This is a genomic window from Paenibacillus sp. PAMC21692, assembly GCF_014303795.1.
Lineage (GTDB): Bacteria > Bacillota > Bacilli > Paenibacillales > Paenibacillaceae > Pristimantibacillus > Pristimantibacillus agaridevorans.
In genome coordinates this window covers 8,329,241-8,351,210 of sequence record NZ_CP060293.1, presented here as the reverse complement: position 1 = coordinate 8,351,210, position 21,970 = coordinate 8,329,241, and the positions used below count along the sequence as shown (strand labels likewise).

12 protein-coding genes are annotated in these 21,970 nt (G+C 53.4%); 9 read left to right on the top strand and 3 right to left on the bottom strand.

Annotated elements, in window-relative coordinates; translation table 11 throughout:
• Positions 1-11 precede the first annotated feature (11 nt).
• The 4 genes from H7F31_RS33095 to H7F31_RS33080 all read left to right on the top strand — a co-directional run bounded on the left by H7F31_RS33095 (position 12) and on the right by H7F31_RS33080 (position 8,840).
• Positions 12-1,412 (top strand): right-handed parallel beta-helix repeat-containing protein, encoded by a 1,401-nt coding sequence (locus H7F31_RS33095; protein WP_187102325.1) that lies wholly within the window; start codon positions 12-14, stop codon positions 1,410-1,412.
• A gap of 178 nt (positions 1,413-1,590) precedes the next feature.
• A complete protein-coding gene (locus H7F31_RS33090) occupies positions 1,591-3,345 on the top strand; it encodes a GxGYxYP domain-containing protein (protein WP_187102324.1) in 1,755 nt (584 codons plus the stop codon).
• Entirely contained in the window at positions 3,342-6,074 is a 2,733-nt protein-coding gene (locus tag H7F31_RS33085) for an alpha-mannosidase (RefSeq protein ID WP_187102323.1), read from the top strand. Before H7F31_RS33090 ends, H7F31_RS33085 begins: the two co-directional genes overlap by 4 nt.
• Positions 6,075-6,107: 33 nt before the next feature.
• Complete coding sequence (locus tag H7F31_RS33080; RefSeq protein WP_187102322.1) at positions 6,108-8,840, top strand: alpha-mannosidase; 2,733 nt, start codon at positions 6,108-6,110, stop codon at positions 8,838-8,840.
• A 46-nt stretch (positions 8,841-8,886) separates the two neighbouring features.
• Here H7F31_RS33080 and H7F31_RS33075 read toward each other — a convergent pair whose 3' ends face one another.
• The 3 genes from H7F31_RS33075 to H7F31_RS33065 form a co-directional block, all read right to left on the bottom strand.
• Positions 8,887-9,711 (bottom strand): helix-turn-helix transcriptional regulator, encoded by an 825-nt coding sequence (locus tag H7F31_RS33075; protein ID WP_261800594.1) that lies wholly within the window; start codon positions 9,709-9,711, stop codon positions 8,887-8,889.
• Positions 9,712-9,832: 121 nt separating this feature from the next.
• Entirely contained in the window at positions 9,833-11,440 is a 1,608-nt protein-coding gene (locus H7F31_RS33070) for a response regulator (protein WP_187102320.1), read from the bottom strand.
• The gene (locus H7F31_RS33065; protein ID WP_187102319.1) at positions 11,415-13,154 is read right to left on the bottom strand and encodes a cache domain-containing sensor histidine kinase; all 1,740 of its coding nucleotides are present in this window, start codon (positions 13,152-13,154) and stop codon (positions 11,415-11,417) included. Before H7F31_RS33065 ends, H7F31_RS33070 begins: the two co-directional genes overlap by 26 nt.
• A gap of 221 nt (positions 13,155-13,375) precedes the next feature.
• Here H7F31_RS33065 and H7F31_RS33060 point away from each other — a divergent pair, with 221 nt between their 5' ends.
• From H7F31_RS33060 to H7F31_RS33040, 5 genes are read left to right on the top strand one after another with little or no spacing between them, the layout of a single operon-like run.
• A complete protein-coding gene (locus H7F31_RS33060) occupies positions 13,376-15,067 on the top strand; it encodes an extracellular solute-binding protein (RefSeq protein ID WP_187102318.1) in 1,692 nt (563 codons plus the stop codon).
• 7 nt (positions 15,068-15,074) lie between these two features.
• Entirely contained in the window at positions 15,075-15,998 is a 924-nt protein-coding gene (locus tag H7F31_RS33055; protein ID WP_261800230.1) for an ABC transporter permease, read from the top strand.
• A gap of 17 nt (positions 15,999-16,015) precedes the next feature.
• Positions 16,016-16,894: a carbohydrate ABC transporter permease gene (locus H7F31_RS33050; protein ID WP_187102317.1), complete on the top strand. Its 879-nt coding sequence runs from the start codon at positions 16,016-16,018 to the stop codon at positions 16,892-16,894.
• A gap of 29 nt (positions 16,895-16,923) precedes the next feature.
• Positions 16,924-19,194 (top strand): right-handed parallel beta-helix repeat-containing protein, encoded by a 2,271-nt coding sequence (locus H7F31_RS33045; protein ID WP_187102316.1) that lies wholly within the window; start codon positions 16,924-16,926, stop codon positions 19,192-19,194.
• A gap of 42 nt (positions 19,195-19,236) precedes the next feature.
• Positions 19,237-21,966, top strand: coding sequence for an S-layer homology domain-containing protein (locus H7F31_RS33040; RefSeq protein WP_187102315.1), 2,730 nt, complete (start codon positions 19,237-19,239; stop codon positions 21,964-21,966).
• Positions 21,967-21,970 lie beyond the last annotated feature (4 nt).

Here is a 21,970-nt window from a genome sequence, read left to right as displayed (position 1 = left end):
GATGAGCGAAGATGAGCGATAAAGAATTTAATTTGGATGAATCGGAACAACCCGGTGCTGCCAAGGCCAGCCGCAATGCCGTAAGCCGCAGAGCCCTGCTAAAAACCGCAGGTGCAACCATTCTGGCGAGCGCGGGGCTGATGGCTCTGAAATCATCGCAATGGCCCGATTCCGTGGAGGCTGCGACAAGCGTGAATTCCTATTATGATGTCATCGACTACGGTGCGGTCGGCGATGGAACTACGGATGACAGAGCTGCCATCCAGGCGGCGATTAATGCTGCCCAAGGCGATGGAGGCGGGGTTGTTTTCCTGCCCAAAGGCAATTATGCGGTCAGCAGCACGTTAAATATTACCGGTCACAATGTAGGCATATGCGGCGTTGGCGGCGCCAGTGTCATTAAGGGCACGTTTGCTGCCGGGAATATCATTTATTTTGGCGGAACGACGCCGGGGGCGGGCACAATCAACAATTTTTTCCGTGACTTCACGATTACATCCGGTGTGGTCAAAACATCAGGCGCTGCCTTGTACGGCCAGCATGCCCAGCGCAGCTGCATCGAAGGGCTCAAAGCGGATGATCCGGGAGCGTCGGGCTATAATCTGTACGATGGTATTGTTTTCAATAGCTTCGACAACTGCCTGGTCTCCAATGTACAGCTGTTCTGCTCGCATGCCGGACTGATTGCTTACGGCAAATCCGACCAGTCCTGGGGGGCGAACCTTTGGTTTACCAACGGTTCGCGCATTCATACCGATTACCGCCCGGGGAGCATCGGCATTCACCTCGGCGGCAGCTGCGGCGGAATCGCGATCGAGGCATCGGATATCATTGGCTGCGAAACGAATGTGCGGATTAATACCGCCCTCTCGGGCGCGCAGAACCGGGAGATCCTCTTTAATGAATGCTTTATTGACAGCGCCGGCAATCACGGCGTACACATTCAATCCAATGGCGTCGCCTTGCTTCATTTCAACAACACTTGGGTGGCTTCCAGCGGTTCCAAAGCTTCCGGCGGTTACCCGAACGGCAGCAATATTCAGCATGAGAACACATCTGCCGGACTGAACGATATTATCGTGAGCGGCTGCAGGGTGTTTAACGCCTGGGGATCGGGCATTTACGCCAAAGGAGGACGCTGGACGATTACAGGCAGCAGCTTCCATAATAATGGGAGGGGCACTGCGGGGGGACACGGCATTATGTTAACGGATTCCACCGTGAAAGGTGCCAATATAACGGGCAATACCATTTGCGATAACGGAAACGGCATTTTGGGGCAAGGCATTCGCATTCATTCCGGCGTGAACAATTACATTATTACAAGCAACGTTGTGCGGGCGAATGCAACCGCCCAAATATCGGACGGCGGCTCCGCTAACAAGGTCGTGACCAATAATCTCACAAGCTAAGAGAACGGATGTTCATTCGCGGCAATGGTGTACGATAGTCGCCTGAAAGCGTTGTCGTAGGATAATGAAAGGTTTGTGTAGGATAATCAATGTCTAATTGCGGATGATCATCCTACAATAGAAGTGCCCATAAGGGCAGCCGCTTCCAAACGGCAAGAAGTCAACGAGGAGGATCGCCATGTACCATTTTCTGGCCTCGGCATATATCCATTCCTTCACCGGTCTCGGTAACAGCAAGCTGCGTTATGACTTGCTCAAAGCCGTTTCCGCTATTCAAGGCTTGGTGAACCGGGATCGCTGCCGGTTATATATAACGTTCATGGATGACACGGATGCATACTGGCTGGAGCATTACCGGTTCGCGGACGGGTTTCTGTCGCAAGCCGACTGGCTGGAGCTGGAGAGCTGGGAGGCCCTGCTGGACGCCTTCGAGCCTTGGCTGACGGGCATTGTGCTGTGGGACGAGGAGGTGCCGGCCACCGCCAACGTGGCTGCGACCATCTGCGGCGTCGAGGGGCTGCTGCCGGTGCGGTACGATCCGTCGCCGGGATCGTTCTACCGTGAATTCATTGCGGGGGAGCGCCGTCTTCCCGTCAAACGCAGCCTGGTCGGGCTCTTCTCCGGAACCGGCACGATTCCGGGCAGCGGAACGCCAAGCTCGGGCAGCGCCAAGTGCGACGCCTACCTCTGGGCCAAGGAGAATTATCTGGATGCCGGATTATGCGATCCGACGCTGCTTGCCTATTATCTGGACGGTCATCGCTGGCTCCCGGACGGAGAATGGTATCCCGATTTGAGCAATACGATGGTAACCAATCACGACTATTATATCGCACGCAAAGCCTTCTTCTTCGATCTCAGCCCGTGGGACGACGAGACGCCCGGCGATGATCCCCATCAGCCTCCGGGCACCGACCTGCGGACGATGAAGGCCATCCTGCTGAGCCAATACCGCAACAGCGGAGGGAATGGAATCTTCACGATCGGCGGCTTTACGCCGTGGTACGTCAAATATACGGAATCAAGCCTATGGCCGGGCAAGCGCGGCGCGGTCGAGACGGAGTGGCGGCATGTGGAGCTGCTCTCTTGCTACAATGCGATAATGGACGCGGACGCTTACGGCTTGTCCGGCATGGCGAACGCTTCGATCCACCGCCATTATCCCCTCAAAGAGCGATATGGGCAATCTAGGCCTGCCGCAACGTTGCGGACGGCGGAGCGGGGAAAGGTTTACGTCATGTTCTATATGGGGGATTACGATTCGGCAGCATGGCTGAACGCTCATGTCGGCGTCCTGTGGGACGACTCGCGAAGAGGGGAGCTTCCGCTTGCTTGGGGCTTCAATCCCAACTTGTCGGAGCGGGTTCCGCAAGTTTTCGATTACGTCTACAGTACCAGGACGGACCGCGATGTATTCGTCTCAGGCGATTCCGGCGCGGGTTACTTGAATCCGACGCATCTGCTCGAACCAAGAAGGCATTCGGGCCTCCCTTCGGGCATGGAGGCCTGGATCGCGCATAACCGCCGGTACTACGAGCGGTTCGATCTGACGATAACGGGTTTTCTGCTTAACGGTTATGATCCCATCAACGAGGAAGTCCAGCGGGCTTACGCCGAGTTTTCGCCGGATGGCGTCGTCACGCAGGAGTACCAAGGACCGGGAGAGGTGGATGGAACGCCGTTCCAACAGCTATTTCATAACATTGGCCCCTATGGAACGATCCGGGAAGCCGCGGATGTCGTCTACGGCAGCCTGGCGGCAACGGAGGAGCCGCAGTTTATCGTCTATCGCACGGTTCTCGTGTCTCCGTCGTTTCTGGTCGAGCTGCTGGAGACGATTGCGGCGGAGCGGCCGGAGATTTCGCTGGAGCCTCTGGATCCTTATACGTTCTTCAGCATGAAAAAACAATATCAATCGGAGGAGCAACGATGATAAACGTACATATTGTCCCGCATACGCATTGGGACCGGGAATGGTACCTGCCTTACCAGGAGTTCCGTATTCGCTTAACCCGGCTGGTCGGCAAGCTGCTGACGATTCTGGAGCGGGATCCCGAATACGCGAGCTTCCATCTCGACGGGCAAAGCAGCGTGTTGGACGACTATCTGGAGATTCATCCGGAAGACCGGGAACGGTTGAAGCGTTATATAACGGAAGGCAGGATCAAGCTGGGCCCTTGGTATGTGCAGCCGGATGAATCGCTCGTCAGCGGCGAATCGCTCATTCGAAATTTTCAATTGGGCATTCGGATCGCCGAGGAAATGGGAGGCAGCCAGCGCTTCGGCTACTTGCCGGACATGTTCGGCCATATCTCGCAAATGCCGCAAATTCTGGCCGGATTCGGCATGGGGGAGACGGTGTTCTGGCGCGGTCTCGGAGAGGTCGTCACGCAGTCGGGCACCGAATTGAAGTGGCGTGGCGCGGACGGAACGACGTTGTTTGCTTACCGCTTCCCGAACGCGCTCGGCTATAACAGCGTCTTCCGCCTTCACGGCGATATCGACAAGGCCGAACGGCAGCTGCGGGAGCTGTTCGAGGGGCATCTGCTGCCTCCGACAAAAGCTTCGTCGGTTCTTGTCATGGTGGGCGTGGACCATATGGAGCCGCAAGACGACTTGAGCGAAATCATAAGCAAGCTGGCGCCGCGCTTTCCGGAATACAAGCTCATTCACAGCACGATGGAGCAGTTTCTGGCCGCGGCGAAGGCGGAGACGGACGGCATCGGCGATGAGCTGTATACGGCCGTCGGCGAGCTGAGGGATACGAACCGCTCGGCGGACGGCGCGATCAACTTCCTGCTGGCGAACGTGCTGTCCTCCCGCATGCCGCTCAAGCAGTTCAACGCGAAGGTGCAGCATGAACTGGAACGATGGGCGGAGCCGTTCTCGGCGCTATGGCAGGGCATGGGAGGGGCCTATCCGGGTCAACTGCTTTCGCAGTCCTGGAAATACCTGCTCCAAAATCATCCCCACGATTCGATATGCGGCTGCAGTCGCGACGAAGTGCATCGGCAGATGATGACCCGATTCGAATGGGCTCAGGAAATCGCGGGGCAGCTGACGGATGAATCCCTCCGCTATATCGCGTCGCGAATCGACACTTCGACCTTGCCGGACGGAGCAATCGTATTCCATGTATTTAACCCGCTGGAGCGCGGCCGCAAGGATACGGTGACCGTGGAGCTGATGCTTCCGGATGCCGACGCGGATATTCGTTTCTTCGAAATCCGCGACAGCGAAGGCCTCGTGCTGCCTTCGCAATGGGTGGATATAAGGCGGGAGCTGATTGCCGGCAATCATCCCGACGACGGGGTACGGGATCTCGGTTTGCTGGAGGCAGCCGTACCGCCGGAGGAGAAGGGGATTCTGGTCGGTCTGGCGTTCGTTCGCAAGGCGACTGTACGCTTTGCCCCGCAGGAGCTGCCGGGACTCGGCTACGCGACCTTTACCGCGACGCCTGTTCGCCTGGCTTCGCCGGACGCAAACACGTTAGTTGATGGCCACGTGCTGGAGAATGATTGGCTTCGGGTAGAGGTCGGCCAGGACGGAAGCGTTCGGCTCCTTGACAAGATCAGCGGACGGCAGTACGACAATGTGCTCGTGTACGAGGATGGAGGCGATATCGGCGACGGTTATACCTTCTCGCCGCCATTGTTCGATGAGCGATTCTCGACAGCCGGACTGCAAGCCTCCATTTCCGTGACGGAGGACGGTCCGGCAAGGGGGACTCTCCGTATCGCGCAAAGCTGGCAGCTGCCTGTCGGCCTGGAGAGCGACCGCAAGCGGCGTTCGGCGGCCAGACGCGAATGTCTCCTGACGACGGAGCTCAGCCTTGGCAAGCACGACCGCTGGGTGGGCGTGACGGCGCGCTTCGACAATCAGGTCGGCGATCATCGCCTGCGCGTGAGGATTGCGACCGGCATTGGAGCCGAACAGTCCTGGGCATCATCCGCCTTCGATATGGTTCGCCGGTCGACGAAGGTTGCGCAGCCCTCCAGCGACCGCTGGATTGAGGATGCCGTCGGCGTGCATCCGAACCAAGGTCTGGCGGGAGTCACGAGTCCGTGCGGAACGTATGGCTTCGCGGTTGCTCCTTACGGACTTCCCGAATACGAGGCAACGCCGGGCGGCGATATTCTCGTCACGCTTGTCCGTTCCGTCGGTTATCTAGGCTCTCCGGATCTGCGCACCATCCGCGGCGGAGCAGGTCCGATGTTCGAGACGCCGGAGGCGCAATGCCAAGGTGAACTGGTTTATCGGATGGCGCTTATACCGCACGCGGGGGATGGCGCGCAAAGCGGAGAAGCATGGCAGAGGTCAGCCGAGCATCATCTGCCGGCCCGGGCAGTTCAGATGCGCAAGCATGCCGGAACGATGCCGCTTGTTCACTCTTTTATCAGCCTCGATACGCCGGAAAGCCCGATTGTGCTGTCCGCGATGAAGAGGACGGAAGGGCGCGACGGAACGCTCCTCCGCTGCTTCAACCCGACGGAATCGGAGCAGTCGGCGACATTGCGGCTCGATCGTCCTGTCAAAGAAGCCTATGTATTGGATTTGGAGGAGAACCGCAAGGAACCGATTCAGATTGGTGCGTCGGACGGCAAAGGAGTGACCCTGCATTTGGGGCCCAAGGGGATCATTACAATTGAAACGACTCATTAATTCGGGGGTTCCCGAACCATGGAGGACAGGGGCATGACACAGAAGAAAACCTATCATTTTATCGCGCATACGCATTGGGACCGCGAATGGTACATGACGTTCGAACAATTCCGGTATCGTTTGGTCCAGTTGGTCGACAAGCTGCTCGACCTGTTGGAACGCGATCCCGAATTCAAGTCGTTCCATCTCGATGGACAGACGATCGTGCTGGAAGATTACTACGCGCTGCGTCCGCATCAGAAGCCGCGTTTGGAACGGTTGATTCGGGAAGGCCGGATTTTGATCGGTCCCTGGTATCAACAGAACGACTTGTATTTGACTAGCGCGGAGTCTACCATCCGTAGTTTGATGGAAGGGATCAGTGCATCGCGCAGGCTGGGCGGAGAGATGAAGGTCGGTTATTTGCCGGATCACTTCGGGCTGATCGGTCAGATGCCGCAGCTGTTCCGGGACATAGGCATCGACAACTGCGTGTTCGGCCGCGCCTACGATGCCGGCAAGCATGGCGGCCCGTTCTTCCGGTGGCAGTCCCCGGACGGCTCGGAGGTGACGGCGCTCCAGCTGTATTATTGGTATAACAGCGCGCAGCGCTTGCCGAGCAATCCGGATCAGTTGCAAGCCGTCTTCGATATGATCAGGGAACGCGAAGAGAACATCAATCCGACATCGCATTATCCCATGATGAACGGAGTCGATCATCTGGAGGCGCAGGAGGATCTCCCCGAGGTTTTAAATCAGCTGCGCGGCATGTACGGCGACGAGATTGATGTCTTGCATAGCACGCTGCCGGATTATGTAAAGAGCGTACAGCGGGAAATGGGAGAGCAGCCGGAAGGGACTTATCCCGTCCTGCAAGGCGAGCTCCGGGAGGCACCCGAATACAATATTCTGGCAGGCACGTTATCTAGCCGCATCTATATTAAGCAGGCGAATTTGGAGTGCCACGATCTCATCGAAAAGTGGCTTGAGCCGCTGTCGACATGGTGCGCCATGCTGGACCTTGATCCTTACGATAAAGAAGCGATCCGTTACGTCTGGAAACTATACATGGAGAATCACCCGCATGACAGTATATGCGGCTGCAGCCAAGACGCCGTGCACGATCAAATGATGGACCGGTTCGGTCGCGTAAAGCAACTGACGGAAGCCATCATCGACCGGAAGCTCGGGATTATCGCGAGGCAGGTTGATGGCAACACGTACGAACGGGACGATCAAAAGTTGCTTGTCGTCAATACGTCGCAGTTGGAAGCCGCGGAGGTCATCCGAACGCCCGTTTATTTCCTGGAAGACGAGAAGGTGGAGTCTTTCTCCATCGAGGACGAGAACGGACAGCGAATTCCCTATCGGCTGGTATCGGAAGCGCCAAGCCGCGTGCAAGTAATTAGTCCCATTAATTTGCCCGGCGTTATCGGCGTAAAGCGCTGCGAAATCGAATGGCAGCCGCGCATGCCAGCGCTAGGCTATGCGACGTATCGCGTGCGCCAGCATCGGGAAGGGGCAGGTTTGCAGGATGCCACGGATCGGCGGCAGTCGAATCAAGAGGCGTCAAGGCTGCAAGATGCCCCAAGTCCGCTGCCGTCGATTCTGGAGAACGAGCATCTTAGAGTCGAACTGAAGGACAATGGTACGTTCCATGTGTTGCACAAGCAGTCGGGCCGCCGGCTTAGCAACCAAGGGCAACTTCACAACGCCGGCGACCGCGGGGACCTGTACGTGTTCAAAAGGGTTCAAGACGGCGAAGGCGATCGGATTTGGGACGGAGCCGTCGAGTGGGTATCCAGAACCGACAATGCGCTGTATCAAGAAGCTGTCTACCGGTTCGTCTGGGAGCTGCCCATCGGGCTGGATGCCTCGAAGGAGCGCATGTCAGAGGAGACGGCGCCTAACGTCTTCGAAGTGACGCTGAGGCTCGACGCGGCTTCCGAGCGCTTGAACATACAAGTGCAGGTAGACAACGGAGTCAAGGATCATCGTCTGCGGATGCTGTTCCCGTCTGCGGATGAGGCGCTGCACGTACTTGCGGGCGGACAACTTGATGTCGTAAAGAGAAGCTGGAACTGCGGGAAAGAATGGGAGCGGGATGCCAACTCGCAGCCGTTCTGGAAGTGGTTTGCCCCTGTGTACAACAGCGGCGGTTCGGCGATTTTCGCCAAAGGCCTGCATGATTACGAGATGCTGGACGAGGGACGCACGGCCGGCGTTACGCTGCTCCGCAGCGTCGAAACGATTCACCTGAGAGAGAGCGTATACATGGAGCAGGATTATCAGCCGAAAGCCCAGTGCATCGGACGGCATACGCTGGAGCTTGCGCTGAGACCATTCGCGGAGGAATCCGCTACCCGGCTTTATCAAGAGGCGGAGCTCTATCATCAAAGTTTACGGACGAAGCTGCTCCCGATCGATGAGGACAAATGGAACAAGGGAAGGTCCTGGGTGCAGGATACGTCGCATGGCGGATTGTTCAAGCTGCCGGATCCCAACGCATCGAAGTCCCGTCTGCCTCTCAAGGACAGCCTGGTCGAGGTGGAGGGCGACGTCATGTTATCCGCGCAAAAATGGTCGGAGGAAGGCAATCATCCCGTCATTCGGCTGTACAATGCGGAGGCTTGTACGTCGGATGTCGTCTTGTCCACCGTTGTACCCATCAAGGGGGCGATGATCACCAATATCCTCGAGGAGCAGCAGGGTGCGTTGGATGCCGTGGACAATCGGATCACGAGTTCAATTGGCGCGAAAAAGTTTGTCACTTATAAGCTGGTTTAGACAAAGGAGACCTTTCAGCTGGTTGAGCTGGAAGGTTTTTCTTATGTTATGACTTCTGTTTCTTGTTATTTTTGCGGAATCGGGTAGGGGATTGCCCCCAACATTTCTTGAACATTTCGTCAAAATAATTGATCGTACCGAAACCGACTTGCTCAGCGATACGGGTAATCGGCAAATCTGTTTGAATGATTAGTTCGGCTGCTCTATTGATACGATAGGAGTTTAGAAACTCCATAAACGTAAGTCCTACCGCTTTTTTGAATGTCCGGCAAAAATGATAAATACTCATATTAGCAAGTTTCGCCACTTCTTCCAACGAAATTTTATCCGAGTAATGCTGGGAGACGTAAACCATAACATGCTTGAGTTGCTCAGCATGGCTGCTCAGGAAAGGCTCATCGCTTGCTGTCGCGTAAGCGCGGGTCAGACGGATAAGCAAGACGTGCAATAAAGATTGGATGACCATTTCATAACCTTGCTTTTTTTGCGCAAACTCATCAATCATATCAAGCATCATTTCTGATAATTCATTGTAATGAAGCTCATCGGGAAGCAGACGATCGGGAGGTGCAAGTCCTCCTCCAATCAGAGGAGCACGGGATTGATGGTTTGACAGATTGTTCGATAGTGCTGGGCGTTCAAACAAAATCGAGTAATAATTCGGAGTGTCCCCGCTCCAATAACCGCTGTGAATTTTGCCTTCGGATATAAAATACATATCGCCGGACATGGCTTCGTATGTTTGTCCTCCGATATGAAATTCCGCCTGTCCCTCGATCATCAGAATAATTTCCATATGTCTTTCGTGCCAATGCGGGAGAAAATGATCTCCCGGTTGAAAAAAGTTGAACGGGTAATGGTCACCGATCATGGATGGGGTGCTGTTGTTAATAGGTTGCAAAGCCAAATCACTTGCTCCTCCGTTCTTGAATGAGTTGAAGCAGCGTGAACCCTCTTGAGGCAAGCATATTAAGTGCAAGTTGTTGTACGTCCTATTTATTCCGAAACTCATGAGGCGTTAAGCGAAAATGCTCTTTGAACACTTTGATGAAATAGGCTGTGTTCTGATAGCCGAGTTCGGCTGCGATATCCTGAACTTTCTCGTTGGAATGATTCAACAGGTACACGGCCCGTTCCATCCTGATCCGAAATAAATAGTCTGTGACGCTCTCACCGGTTTCCTGACGATAAATTTTTGCTGCGTAGGAAGGGTGCAGGTAAATATGTTCGGCCAAGGCTTGCAGAGAAATGCCTTCTGACAAATGGTCGTCGATATATTCTCTTATCTTCTTGACCAGTTGGGTGCGGCCGTTCTGCAGTTTGAGATCGCTGTCCTCTTGAATAAGAGTCAAGGTGCCGAACGCCCAACGATTTAATTCAAGCGCGGAAGTAAACGGCTTGAGATGGAGCGCGCTGGTCAAGGTATGGTTGGGAGCGATGTTGGATATCGTTTTATCGCTTTTGTGCAGAAGATGGAGATAAGACTGTGCAATCATAAAATACGCCTCAAGCAGGTGCTCCTGCGAGTGGCTCCAATCCGTCTGCAGTTCGTCGAAGATGCCCGCCAGTTTTGTTCGAGCGTCATCCCACCTTCCGGCTTCGAGCATATGGAGCAGCGACGGAGGTTCGTACAAGCTGCGCACAGCACCGGTATCGACGGCTTGGACTGGCCCCGGAGAAATAAAGCAATCGCGATCATTGCCGACCGTCTGGAGCAGGGTAGAGACGAGTGACTGGTACGTTTCCGAAATTCGCTGCGGAAAGGAGTCGTCCGCACTCAGAATAAGGGACACTCGGCCCTTCAAATACGTTCGGACGCAATGCTGAATTTCCGGCCCCAGTTGGTTGATGATCTGCGTTTGATTTAAGGAAGCGGAACCGCCAGCACTCAGCAGGAACACCAGGTAGTCATGTTCGTCCTTGCAATGCCAAAGCGTAAATTGTGACCCCAATATCTCGCTGACGATATTTATTACGGCATACTCATACAAGGAGCGATCCTGTATATTTTCTGTGCTGAACTCTTCCTCCAATCTGACGAGCAACAAACTATAAGTGCTGCCAAGGGCATAGGGGAGTTCAAGCTCTTCAAGCTTGTTCTTCAACGTGTCGTCCGTGTATTTGATGCCCCGGATCAGATGGGACGCCAGCTTTTCTCGCAATAAGACAAGGTTTTCCTTTAACGTTTGGGAAGCTTTAGTATAGGAACTGATCTCCATCCGTCTGGAATCAACGACGGATGCCGCCTTGCGAACGGCTTCCTCCAGTTCCCGGAAATCAACTGGTTTCACGATATAATCGACCGCCTGGCTGGCTACGGCTTGTTTGGCATAATCAAATTCTGCGTAGCCGGACAACACGATACATGCCGTGTTGGTTCGGGTCTCCTTGATGCGCCGAATCAGCTCCAGGCCGCTAAGGCCGGGCATCCGGATATCCGTAATGACGATATCGATGGCATATTTGTCGAGCAGTTCAAGTGCCTCGTATCCATCGGCTGCAGAGAAGACCGCGTCGATGCCCAACGTTTCCCAATCGACGATTTCAACGAGACCTTCAACGACCGGCATTTCATCATCCACGATAAGCACTTGATGCATGGGCAGAAGCCTCCTTCTCTTTATTCCACCGGATAACGACACGCAGCCCGCCAAGGGGGGAGGCCACCACCGTCAAGCCCGAATCTCCCTTGAACAGATGGGATAACCTCTGATGAACATTCCATACGCCGAGTCCCATGGACGCATGTGGCTTCTTCAGCCGCAGCCGCTCGTTCATGCCGGAGATCCCCTCCTTGTCCATGCCGATGCCGCTGTCCTCCACAACAATGGCATAATGCCGCTCTTCCTCCACCCCTGTAATCATAATGACGCAAGGGCCTGGTTTCCGGTCCACGCCATGAATGACGGCATTTTCCACCACCGGCTGCAGCGTAAGCCGAGGGATGCGTGTCGTTCGCATGGATGCAGGAACGTCCAACTCATAGTGCAACCGCCGCATGCGCAAGCTCTGAATCGTCAAGTAGTTCTCGATCAGGCTCAACTCCTCTTCCAGTGTCGCCGCTTGCTCTTCTAGCCGGGTCGTATAACGGTAATAAGAGCCGAGGTTTAAGATCATGGCGGATACGGCGTCTTTGTCCCCGCGTTGGTTCATGACATGTACGAAATTCAAGCAGTTGTACAGAAAATGGGGATTGATCTGCGCTTGTAATTGCTTGAGATGAGATTCGCGCGAGCGCAGCTGTTCCTGGTATACATTTTCGATCAACGCCTGAATTTGTTCCGCCATTTGGTTGAACTGGATATGAACGATACCGAATTCGGTATGACGATCCGTGATGATCCGCGTCGTATAATCGCCTGTTTTCATCTTCTGAAAGCTGCGAAGGAGCTGTTTGAGCGGCAAACGAATGTTGCGATATAAAGCAGCGACCAGAATGATGTTGCCGATGAGCAGGATCGCGACCGAAAAATAGAAGAGTTTCTGGTTTGCCTGGATCGGTGCAATAATGGTCTCAAGGGGCATATAGTCGACCACTTGCCAGCCCAGATTATTGGACCGGACGTAAAATAAAGAATATCTGTTGCCTTGCAACGTAACGATCTGATTGCCGCTGCTCGCCAGTTCCTGTCCCCGAAGCAGTTGGGCAAGCTCCGCGACGAGCGGCGCCGCTGACGTAGAGTTAGGGATAATACCGGCGTTGGCTTCATAGAGAAAAGGATCTCCCCGGCTTTTGCTCTTGAATTCATCAAGCATTCTGACGAGATTCGTGCTGGAAAAGGTCGTCGTCATGATGAACCCTTTGTCGGAGTTATAAATGTTTTTGAGCGGATCGGCTATGGAAATGGAGAACTCATAATGATTCCCTGTATCGCTCTGCCGATAACGCCATGTTGCGTCAGCGGCGTCGTCAGACGCAGAATCGATAGGGGATCCATAAGGAATTGACAGTCCGCTCTGCGGGAATACAAGCATGATTTTGGGGTCCCAGTTGCTTGCGACGATTTGCAGCCGCAGTTTTTCATCTGTTTTTTTGATCATGGATGCACGCTCGGAATCCTTCATCATGTCGAGATTTTTCAGCAGGGCAAAGTCGGGATCGGACATGAGTGTAATCGAGTTCAAGGCTAACTGATCGATTGTCGTTTCGAGTTGGCTTGCGAAGAAGTTCAGTCGGTTTAACGTCGCGCTCTGGATTTCGTTTTCGACGACCCGAATACTGACTCGATTTGTGTAGCTGTGCAGGATCAAAATCGGGATAAGCATGGCAACAATCCAGAAGACAAGCTTTTGGAACGAGTTAAACTTCATCATCGGATTGGCGTCTCCTCTGCTGGCAAATAAGAGATTCGGAACAAAAGCGATCTATGGCTGTAATCATAGCATATCTGATGTTCGCATGGTTCTATCCGCAGCGGTTAATAGACAAATCAGATCGAATAGTTATATTTTTCTCCTCGATCTTATATTTCGGGCTGCCGATTTCCGGGGCTAGAATAAGGGAGTACCAACCACAACACGGAAGGGGTAGAACAATGAAGCTCAAGAAACAATCGACCATTATGACAATCGTGGTGACCATGCTGCTGTCGTTGCTGGCGGCGTGTTCGTCCTCCGGCAATGAGCCGGCAAGCTCGCCAACAAACGCACCGACGGAGAGCGCAACCGCGCAGCCAAGCAAAGAACCCGGCAACAATACGAACGGCAAGTTCGATCCGCCAGTTACGATTAATACCGTTGGATGCCTGGTCGGATCGGAATTATTTAAAGGGGATGAAAACCAGGAAAACAATGTCGCGACCAAGTGGGCCAAAGAAAACCTTGGCATCGACATTAAGTACATGTGGATGACAAAGGAGGATCAGTGCTCCGCGAAAATTCGTCTGTCGCTGTCATCCAATGAGGCGCTGCCGGATGTGCTGTTTACGTACGATCAACAACTGGTCGCAGATCTCACGCAATCCGGAAAGCTGATGGACATCGGCGAAGCGTTTGACAAGCATGCCTCGGATGAATTCAAGTCATCGCTAAGCGATGCTTCGCTCTGGTACAAAGGTATGAAGGATGGCAAACGGTACGCGCTGCCGATCCTCGAGTCCAGGCATCAAAATGAGCCGTTATTCTGGTTTCGGGAAGATTGGCTGAAAAAGCTTGAGTTGCAGGCGCCGAAGACGATCGAAGATTTGGAAGCGGTTATGGACGCCTTCGTCAATCGGGATCCTGATGGAAACAACAAGAAAGATACGGTTGGCATCTCCTTGGGCTTTGCCAATGGCTTTAATCAGAATATGGCGGATACGAGTTGGCTGTTCGGCGCCTACGGCGCGATGCCCGGCTACTATATCAAGGGAGCGGACGGCAAGCTTGTTTACGGCTCGACGCAACCCGGAGTGAAGCAGGCGCTCGCAAAACTGCGCGATTGGATGGAGAAAGGTTATGTCGGCATGGACGCGTTCTCACAAGGCGGGGGAGAAGCCGCGGCACTGGTAACCAATGGCCAATCCGGCATTCTGCCCGGTCCGTACTGGCAAATCGTGTGGCCAATCCAGGATGTGGCGAAAATTAATCCGGGAGCGGAGATGAGGGCGTATCCGGTTCCGTCCGGCTCGGATGGCACAATCGGCTTCAGGGGAGTCGGCATCGACAACAGCTTCGTTGTTGTCAATAAGGACTTTAAACATGTTGACGCTTTGTTCGCCTATTTGAACAAGCTGTACGATGGCATGAACTTCATTTCCGGCAGCGAGTTCGAGAACGGATTTTTTGAAGGGTACGACTATGTGATGCAGGACGGGAAACCCGTGTATGACGGCTCCAAGGTGGAAGGCGGTCTCATCGACGTACGGCGCAACTTTATCGTGCCTCCTCCAGTGAACGCCGATGTACTGTTTAATAATATGATCAAGCTTCACGAGGGTGCCGAACCGATAACGCCTGCCGAAATTTATGCGTCGGGCGCATATCCAAAGGAAACCTGGGAAGCGGCGGCATTGCTCGATCAAGTGAAGGACCGTGCCATATACAACCAGTACAAAGGCGTGCCGACCTCTACGATGCTGACCAAGGGCGACTACTTGTCGAAGCTGGAAAGCGAAACGTTTAGCAAAATCGTGTTTGGCGAACTGCCTCTCGATGCGTTCGACAAGTTCGTTGAAGACTGGAACGCCGGCGGCGGCGAGCAAATTCTCCAGGAAGTCAACGCATGGTATGCGTCCGTAAATCCGTGAGGCGGCAATGATGAATCCACAAGCCAAGAAAGCGGTGCCCTGGAATTTCAGAAGAACGTGGCCGCTGCACATATTGCTGCTTCCAGCGCTGCTGTTGGTGATCTTGTTCAACTACTTGCCGATGGGCGGTTTAATTATCGCCTTTCAGGATTACAAGCCGTGGACCGGTTTTGTCAACTCGCCATGGGTTGGCTGGGACAACTTCCGTTTGCTGCTCGACCGGCCTGACAGCATACAGGTTATACGAAATACGGCTATCATCGCTGTTTCCAAGCTGATGTTCAGTTTAGTTGCGTCCGTCCTGTTTGCGCTGCTGTTAAATGAAGTTCGTCAGCGCTTCTTCAAGAAAGCGGTGCAGACGGTCGTATACTTGCCGCACTTTATTTCGTGGGTCGTGCTGTCCGGCGTGCTGATCGACATATTGGCAGTCAAAGGCGTTGTAAACGGATTGCTCCATCGTATTTTCGGTATCGACCCCGTCCTGTTTCTGTCTAACGGCGAATGGTTTAGGATTACGGTCGTCTTGTCGGATATCTGGAAGGAGTTTGGATTCGGTACGATCGTGTTTCTGGCAGCGTTGTCCGGCATTAATCCGTCGCTTTATGAAGCGGCGGAGATGGACGGGGCGAGCAGGCTAAAGATGACTTTGCATATTACGCTGCCGGGGATTCTGCCCATGATTATCGTCGTATTTACCTTGTCGCTCGGCAACGTGCTGAACGCAGGTTTCGACCAGATTTATAATTTGATCACTCCGCTCGTATACGGCAAAGGAGATATTATCGATACGTTCGTGTATCGCACGGGTATTCTTGGCGGTCAGATGAGCTTCGCCACGGCGGTCGGCTTATTTAAATCGGCAATCGGGTTTGTGCTTATCGTCATCTCCTACCGCTTGGCCTACAAGTACGCCAGATACACCATCTTTTAGATTCGGAGGCCGCTGGAGTGTATTACAAAAATAATTCTTACCGCATATTCTATTGGTTTAATGCCGTGCTGCTGTCGGTTATCGCAGTGGTGTGTGTGCTGCCCCTTGTTCACATATTGGCTGTCTCGTTTAGCTCCAGCGCAGCGGCGAACGCCAATATCGTCACCATATGGCCGATCGATTTCACAACGGACGCCTATCTGAAAACATTGGCCAATTCGAACTTTGCCAAATCGATCCTGATCACCGTACAACGCACGTTGCTGGGTACGGTGATCGGTATGGCGATTACGGTTGCAAGCGCCTATTCACTGTCGAAACCGGAGAAAGAATTCAAAGGCCGGACTGTGTATGTATGGTTGTTCGTTTTCACCATGCTGTTCAGTGGCGGTCTTATCCCGGGGTATATTTTGATTCAGAAGCTTCATCTAATGAATTCGATATGGGCGCTGCTGCTTCCCGGGCTTGTTAATGTATGGAACATGATTCTGATGTTGAATTTCTACCGCGCTTTGCCCAAAGAGCTTGAGGAAGCGGCATTCATGGACGGCGCCGGCTATATGAGAGTCATGTGGAGCGTCTACCTGCCGATTTCTTTGCCTGCCATTGCCACGCTGAGTCTGTTTACGATGGTCGGGCATTGGAACGCCTGGTTCGACGGTTTGATCTACATGACGCAATCGGAGAAATGGCCGCTTGCAACGCTGCTGCAATCCATTATTGTTGGGGCGGACTTTACGCGAATATCGCTTAATCCGGCGGATTTGGTGAATATTTCCGAACGAACGGTCAAAGCCGCGCAAATTTTTATTTCGCTGATCCCGATTGTGGTGGTGTATCCGTTTGTTCAAAGATATTTTGTCAAAGGCGTCGTCATCGGTGCGATCAAGGAGTAACAAAGTCAATATTCACAAGGAGGGAATACATGATGGAGAAACAAAAAGTGGAATCGGCCGAGTCCCAACACCAGGAGCAGGAAAAAGGACAGATTAGCAGGCGGAAATTGCTTGCCTCGCTAGGGATAGCGGGCGTAGCGCTCGCTTCATCGGGGCTGATCACCGGGATGCCTGTGAAAGCTTACGCGGCGCCGGGGGATAACCGCTCGAAGGTGAAAGATCTGATGAATCTGGAGTTGGTTGTGACAACAACCGTAGCCGAATTAAGAGCGAACACGCAGCCGGCCGCCGAACTTGTGTATTATGTGAAAGACTCCGGCATGGAAGGTGCATTCTACTACGATGCCGCGGATACAAGTACGCCGGACAATACGGGCATCGTGCTGGTCTCGACATCCGGCGCCCGGTTTAAACGGATTTTTGACGGGCCGGTGCATGTGAAATGGTTCGGGACCAAAGGGGATGGCGTCACCGACGATACGGACTTGATCCAGAAGGCTCTTGCGTATTGCCAGATCCACCGTTGCAATTTGCTGTTTGCGAGCGGCACGTATCTCATTACTTCCTCCTTGCTGGTTGAATCCATTGACATTCTCGGCTCGCCCGGCACGGTGATCAAGAAGGGCGGAAATCATGCCGTTTTCTTCCACTTGTTCCTGTGCGGCGGGGAATCTGTCACGATCCAGAATATAATTTTCGACGGAAACCGGGACAACTTGCAGAGTCACTGGAGATATAAGGGAGACCAATTTGGTTTCAAAACGGTCAACATCATCAACAATTATGCAGCGATCAAATCGTATGCCGGCAACACCCTGATAGACAATTGTTCGTTCCGCAATATTCATGGCGACGGTTTTTTCGCAGAAGTGAACCGTACCGTCTTTGTCCGGGAAAGCCGATTCGAGAATATTGCCCAGAATGCTGTCTGGACCTGGAATTGCAAGAACGTACATGTTCATGACTGCCACTTCCAAGATATCGGCATCTTGCCGGAGGAGTTTTATGTCGAAGGCGCAGCCGCCAGCTTCTCCGGTGTGGACAAATGGAATCATGAATACGGCGACGGCGCTTATTGTTTTGCGGAGAGAGGCACTATCGCCAACAATACTTTTGTCAACATTAACCGGATTGCCATTGTCGGCGAACGGTTCACGGAGATCGAACCGGATATTACCGTATCGGGCAATGTGATCGAACATAACCATCCCCGCTTGCGATGCAATAATCCGGCTTCGAGCATTTGGATGGAGCATGTGAAAAAAGCGACGGTAACCGGGAATACAACCCTTTTGATCCAACGCGATGTAGAAGAATTGATCGTATCGGATATTGTGCTCGCGGTTAATCCATTCGAGCGTTCGGAATATACGGTAACGGGGAATATATGCGACAGTTCCGGGTTTAACAGGGTACATGCAAGCTCCATTGTGTTATGGACCACACCGGGGATGAGCTGTACGATTGCGGGCAATATCATCCGTTCGAAATCCGATCAGGCTATTCTCATCGGCAATGCAAGCGCCAACAATCTGATGATTAACAATAACGATGTCATCAACTTTAATACGGATCAGTCGTCCTGCATCAAATTCCTGCAATCGGGAAGCGATCCGTTCTGCAAAAATCTTACCGTCAAAGACAATACGCTGAAGCAATTCAGCAACTCGGATCAAGGCAGATTTTATAGCATGACCTTTGCCCATAACGATCCGATCGATCTGACGGACGCTGCCGTCATGATTTCGGGCAACAACTTTAATGGCGGGAAGCTTTATATCGCCGCAACGGCTATAGAAGCGTTAGCGATCGAAGCGAACCGGAATCTCGAATTGATTCAGATGCTTGGACAGAAAGGCGCCAACAAGCTGATTATTCATGATAATGATGTAAATGACATCGTGTTAAACCCGTTGAACGGCTCAAATAAGAGCGCTTACATTACCGGAAATTATTTTAAGAGCATGTATGTGAATGGAATAGACGATATTTTTGTTCAAAATAACATCATTCGAACTCCAAGCAATGGGATTTTTATCCAAAATCGGCCGTACTTGGGCAACCTCATCCGAATTATCGGAAATACGATCGACTTGTTAAATGCGGATGCCATCGCGATTAACCTCGATAACGTGAATGGAGAGGACGCAAGGAGGGCGGTAATCTGCCAAAATGTAGTGCTGGGGAACGGTCACGGGGTAACAACCGGCGTTAAGTGGTCGTCTGCCGATCTTGTAAATACGCCGCTGTTCACCGGCAATATATTTGACAGAGTAACGTCGGAAGTTGTGCGGGTATAAAATCCGGCTTCACAGAAAATGAGTGAAAAGGATTGGTGATTCATGAAGGTTCAAGCAAAACTTCTGTTGCGCCGCGGCTTCACCGGAATGCTCATCTTGCTGATGCTTGCCGCGGGATGGCCGGCTTCGTCGGCGTTCGCAGCTTCTGCCTCCAGCATCGCGGCCGGCAGAGGGCCGCATGCCGTTGCTGTCAATCCGGCGACGAATCGGGTCTATATCGCCAATGCCGACAGTGACAGCGTGACCGTGCTGGAAGATACGGTGGAAGGAGGCGTTGTCGCTGTAGCGAACATCGCAGCGGGCACAACGCCTTATGCGGTGGCCGTGAATCCGCTGACGAATCAGATTTATGTGGCGAATGCGGACAGCGATAACGTGACCGTGATCGATGGCGCAACAAATAGCACCGCAGAGGTCGGGACGGGCAATCTGCCTGTGGCGATAGCGGTCAATACAACGACAAACAAGATTTATGTAGCGAATCTGGGCGACGATACCGTGACGATTATTGACGGGGCTGATCCCGGTGTCAATACGGTAACGGTGCCGGTCGGGGAAAGCCCGTTCGCTCTGGCGATTAACGAAGCGGCGAACAAGATTTACGCGGCGAATGTGGACGGCGACACGTTGACGGTCATGGATGGCGCGAGCAACAGCGTCTCTGTCATCCCGACAGGAGCCGGCCCGAACGCTTTGGCGGTCAATCCGTTGACAGGCAACGTGTATGTAGCCAACTTCTACAGCGATACCGTCACGGTGACGGACGGAACGACCAGTTCCACATTGAATGTGGGAATCGCGCCGACTGCGGTGGAAGTCAACCCGGCGACCGGTATGATTTATGTAGCCAACACCGGAAGCAACAGTGTGACGATCATTGACGGCGCTACGCACAATCTTTCTACCGTACCGGTCGGAATCGGCCCGGATGCCTTGGCGGTCAACACCGCGACCAATCAGATTTATGCAGCGAATTATAACAGCAACGATGTGACGGTGATCGATGGAGCGGGTTTGGCGACTTCCACGATTGCGGCAGGCAGGAATCCGATTGCCGCCGCGGTGAATGCGGGACGGAACAGCGTGTATGTGGCGAACTTCAATAGCAATGACATTACTGTTATTGCAGAGGGGCAGCAAGTTTCGACTGCGGAGCTGGGCGCATTGTCGGTCAGTGCAGGCGTATTGCAGCCTGCGTTCGCTCCCGGCATTCTGACCTATTCGGTTGAAGTCGGACATGCCGTCTCCAGCATTCGGGTAACTGCGGCTGCATATGATTCGGCGACGACGATGCTTCTCAACGGCCAACCGTATAGCGGCGGTTTGTCGAGTCCGATCAGCCTTCATACAGGCAACAACCCGGTAATACTGGTGACGACGGCTGAAGACGGTTCGACGAGCAAGACCTTTACGGTCAATGTAAATCGGGCAGCAGCGCCGATTGAAGAAAATCCTGCGACGACGCCGGGAACAACTGTTCCGAAGCCGAGCGATGTGATCGAGACGGCGAGCGGCGTTCTGCTTACCGAGCATGCGGCAATCCTGAGCGTAAAGAAGGCTGAGGAAACGGGAAGTCAAGCGGAAACGACCGCCATGCTGCATATGGACTCGCTGGAGAAAGCGCTTGATATGCTGAAAGGGAAAGCGAAGGATGCGCAAACGATAAGGTTTGAATTATCGGGTGCGGCAGCGATTCGCAATGTCGGCATTCCGGCTGCATGGCTTGTTGCGGCAGCCGATGAATATAGAAATGCGGGTATGGAGATCAGGACGGAGAGTGGCAGCTATACCTTGCCAGTCAACTTCCCGACATTGACCGCGCAATTGAAGCAACTTGGCGGGAAGCTGGAGAACGCCACGGTTTTCCTTACTATGGAGACGATCACAGGTGCAGCCAAAGAACGGATTGCCGAACAGGCCGCAGCGGCCGGTATGACGCTGATCGGCGACATTATGGACTTCACGCTACGAATCGAGGCGGACGGCGATAGCCGGACATTCACCGACTTTGGACGCACTTATGTGAGTAGAAGTATCATGACGGCGGGAAGCGCCATTCCTGCTGAACAAGCAACGGCGGTCAGGTTCAATTCGCAGACCGGAGAGTTCACCTTTGTTCCTTCCACCTTCACGCTTGGAGGAACAGAGATCCGTATTCTTCATCTGGGGAACGGTCTGTACGCGACTGTGCAGTCGAAGCGCTCATTTGCCGACATGCAAGGGCATTGGGCGCAAGCCGATGTGGAATTGCTTGCTTCCAAACACATCATCAACGGACGAACCCCGACGGGCTTTGTTCCGGAAGGAAATGTGACACGTGCCGAATTTGTCAGCCTGATTGTTCGTGCATTGGGATTGGGAGCAGATTCGGCAGTTGTTGGCAGCGAATTTGCCGATGTCGCTGAAGGCGATTGGTTCGCAGGCGCTGTCGGCGCAGCGGTGAAGGCGCAGATCGTCAGCGGCTTCGGAGACGGAACGTTCCGGCCGAACGATACAATTACCAGGGAGCAAATGTCCGTGATGCTTGCCAAAGCATTGGCATTTGCAGACAAGTCCATTGCCGTAACAGGGAAGCTGCTGCCCGTGTTGGCTGCTTACCAGGACAAAGCGGCGATCAGCTCATGGGCGCAGGTTGCGGTAGCACAGATGACGGAATCCGGTATTATGACCGGCAAAACCGATCGGCAATTTGTGCCTCAAGATTTGGCTACCCGCGCACAGGCTGCGGTTGTAATTAAACGAATGTTGCAATTGGGAGGATTTATCAACTAAGGGG

What these genes read in the sequence shown, in the direction of transcription:
- H7F31_RS33095 (WP_187102325.1), top strand. Translation starts at nt 12, where the DNA reads ATGAGCGATAAAGAATTTAATTTGGATGAATCGGAACAACCCGGTGCT.
- H7F31_RS33090 (WP_187102324.1), top strand. Translation starts at nt 1,591, where the DNA reads ATGTACCATTTTCTGGCCTCGGCATATATCCATTCCTTCACCGGTCTC.
- H7F31_RS33085 (WP_187102323.1), top strand. Translation starts at nt 3,342, where the DNA reads ATGATAAACGTACATATTGTCCCGCATACGCATTGGGACCGGGAATGG.
- H7F31_RS33080 (WP_187102322.1), top strand. Translation starts at nt 6,108, where the DNA reads ATGACACAGAAGAAAACCTATCATTTTATCGCGCATACGCATTGGGAC.
- H7F31_RS33075 (WP_261800594.1), bottom strand. Translation starts at nt 9,711, where the DNA reads ATGATCGGTGACCATTACCCGTTCAACTTTTTTCAACCGGGAGATCAT.
- H7F31_RS33070 (WP_187102320.1), bottom strand. Translation starts at nt 11,440, where the DNA reads ATGCATCAAGTGCTTATCGTGGATGATGAAATGCCGGTCGTTGAAGGT.
- H7F31_RS33065 (WP_187102319.1), bottom strand. Translation starts at nt 13,154, where the DNA reads ATGATGAAGTTTAACTCGTTCCAAAAGCTTGTCTTCTGGATTGTTGCC.
- H7F31_RS33060 (WP_187102318.1), top strand. Translation starts at nt 13,376, where the DNA reads ATGAAGCTCAAGAAACAATCGACCATTATGACAATCGTGGTGACCATG.
- H7F31_RS33055 (WP_261800230.1), top strand. Translation starts at nt 15,075, where the DNA reads ATGATGAATCCACAAGCCAAGAAAGCGGTGCCCTGGAATTTCAGAAGA.
- H7F31_RS33045 (WP_187102316.1), top strand. Translation starts at nt 16,924, where the DNA reads ATGATGGAGAAACAAAAAGTGGAATCGGCCGAGTCCCAACACCAGGAG.
- H7F31_RS33040 (WP_187102315.1), top strand. Translation starts at nt 19,237, where the DNA reads ATGAAGGTTCAAGCAAAACTTCTGTTGCGCCGCGGCTTCACCGGAATG.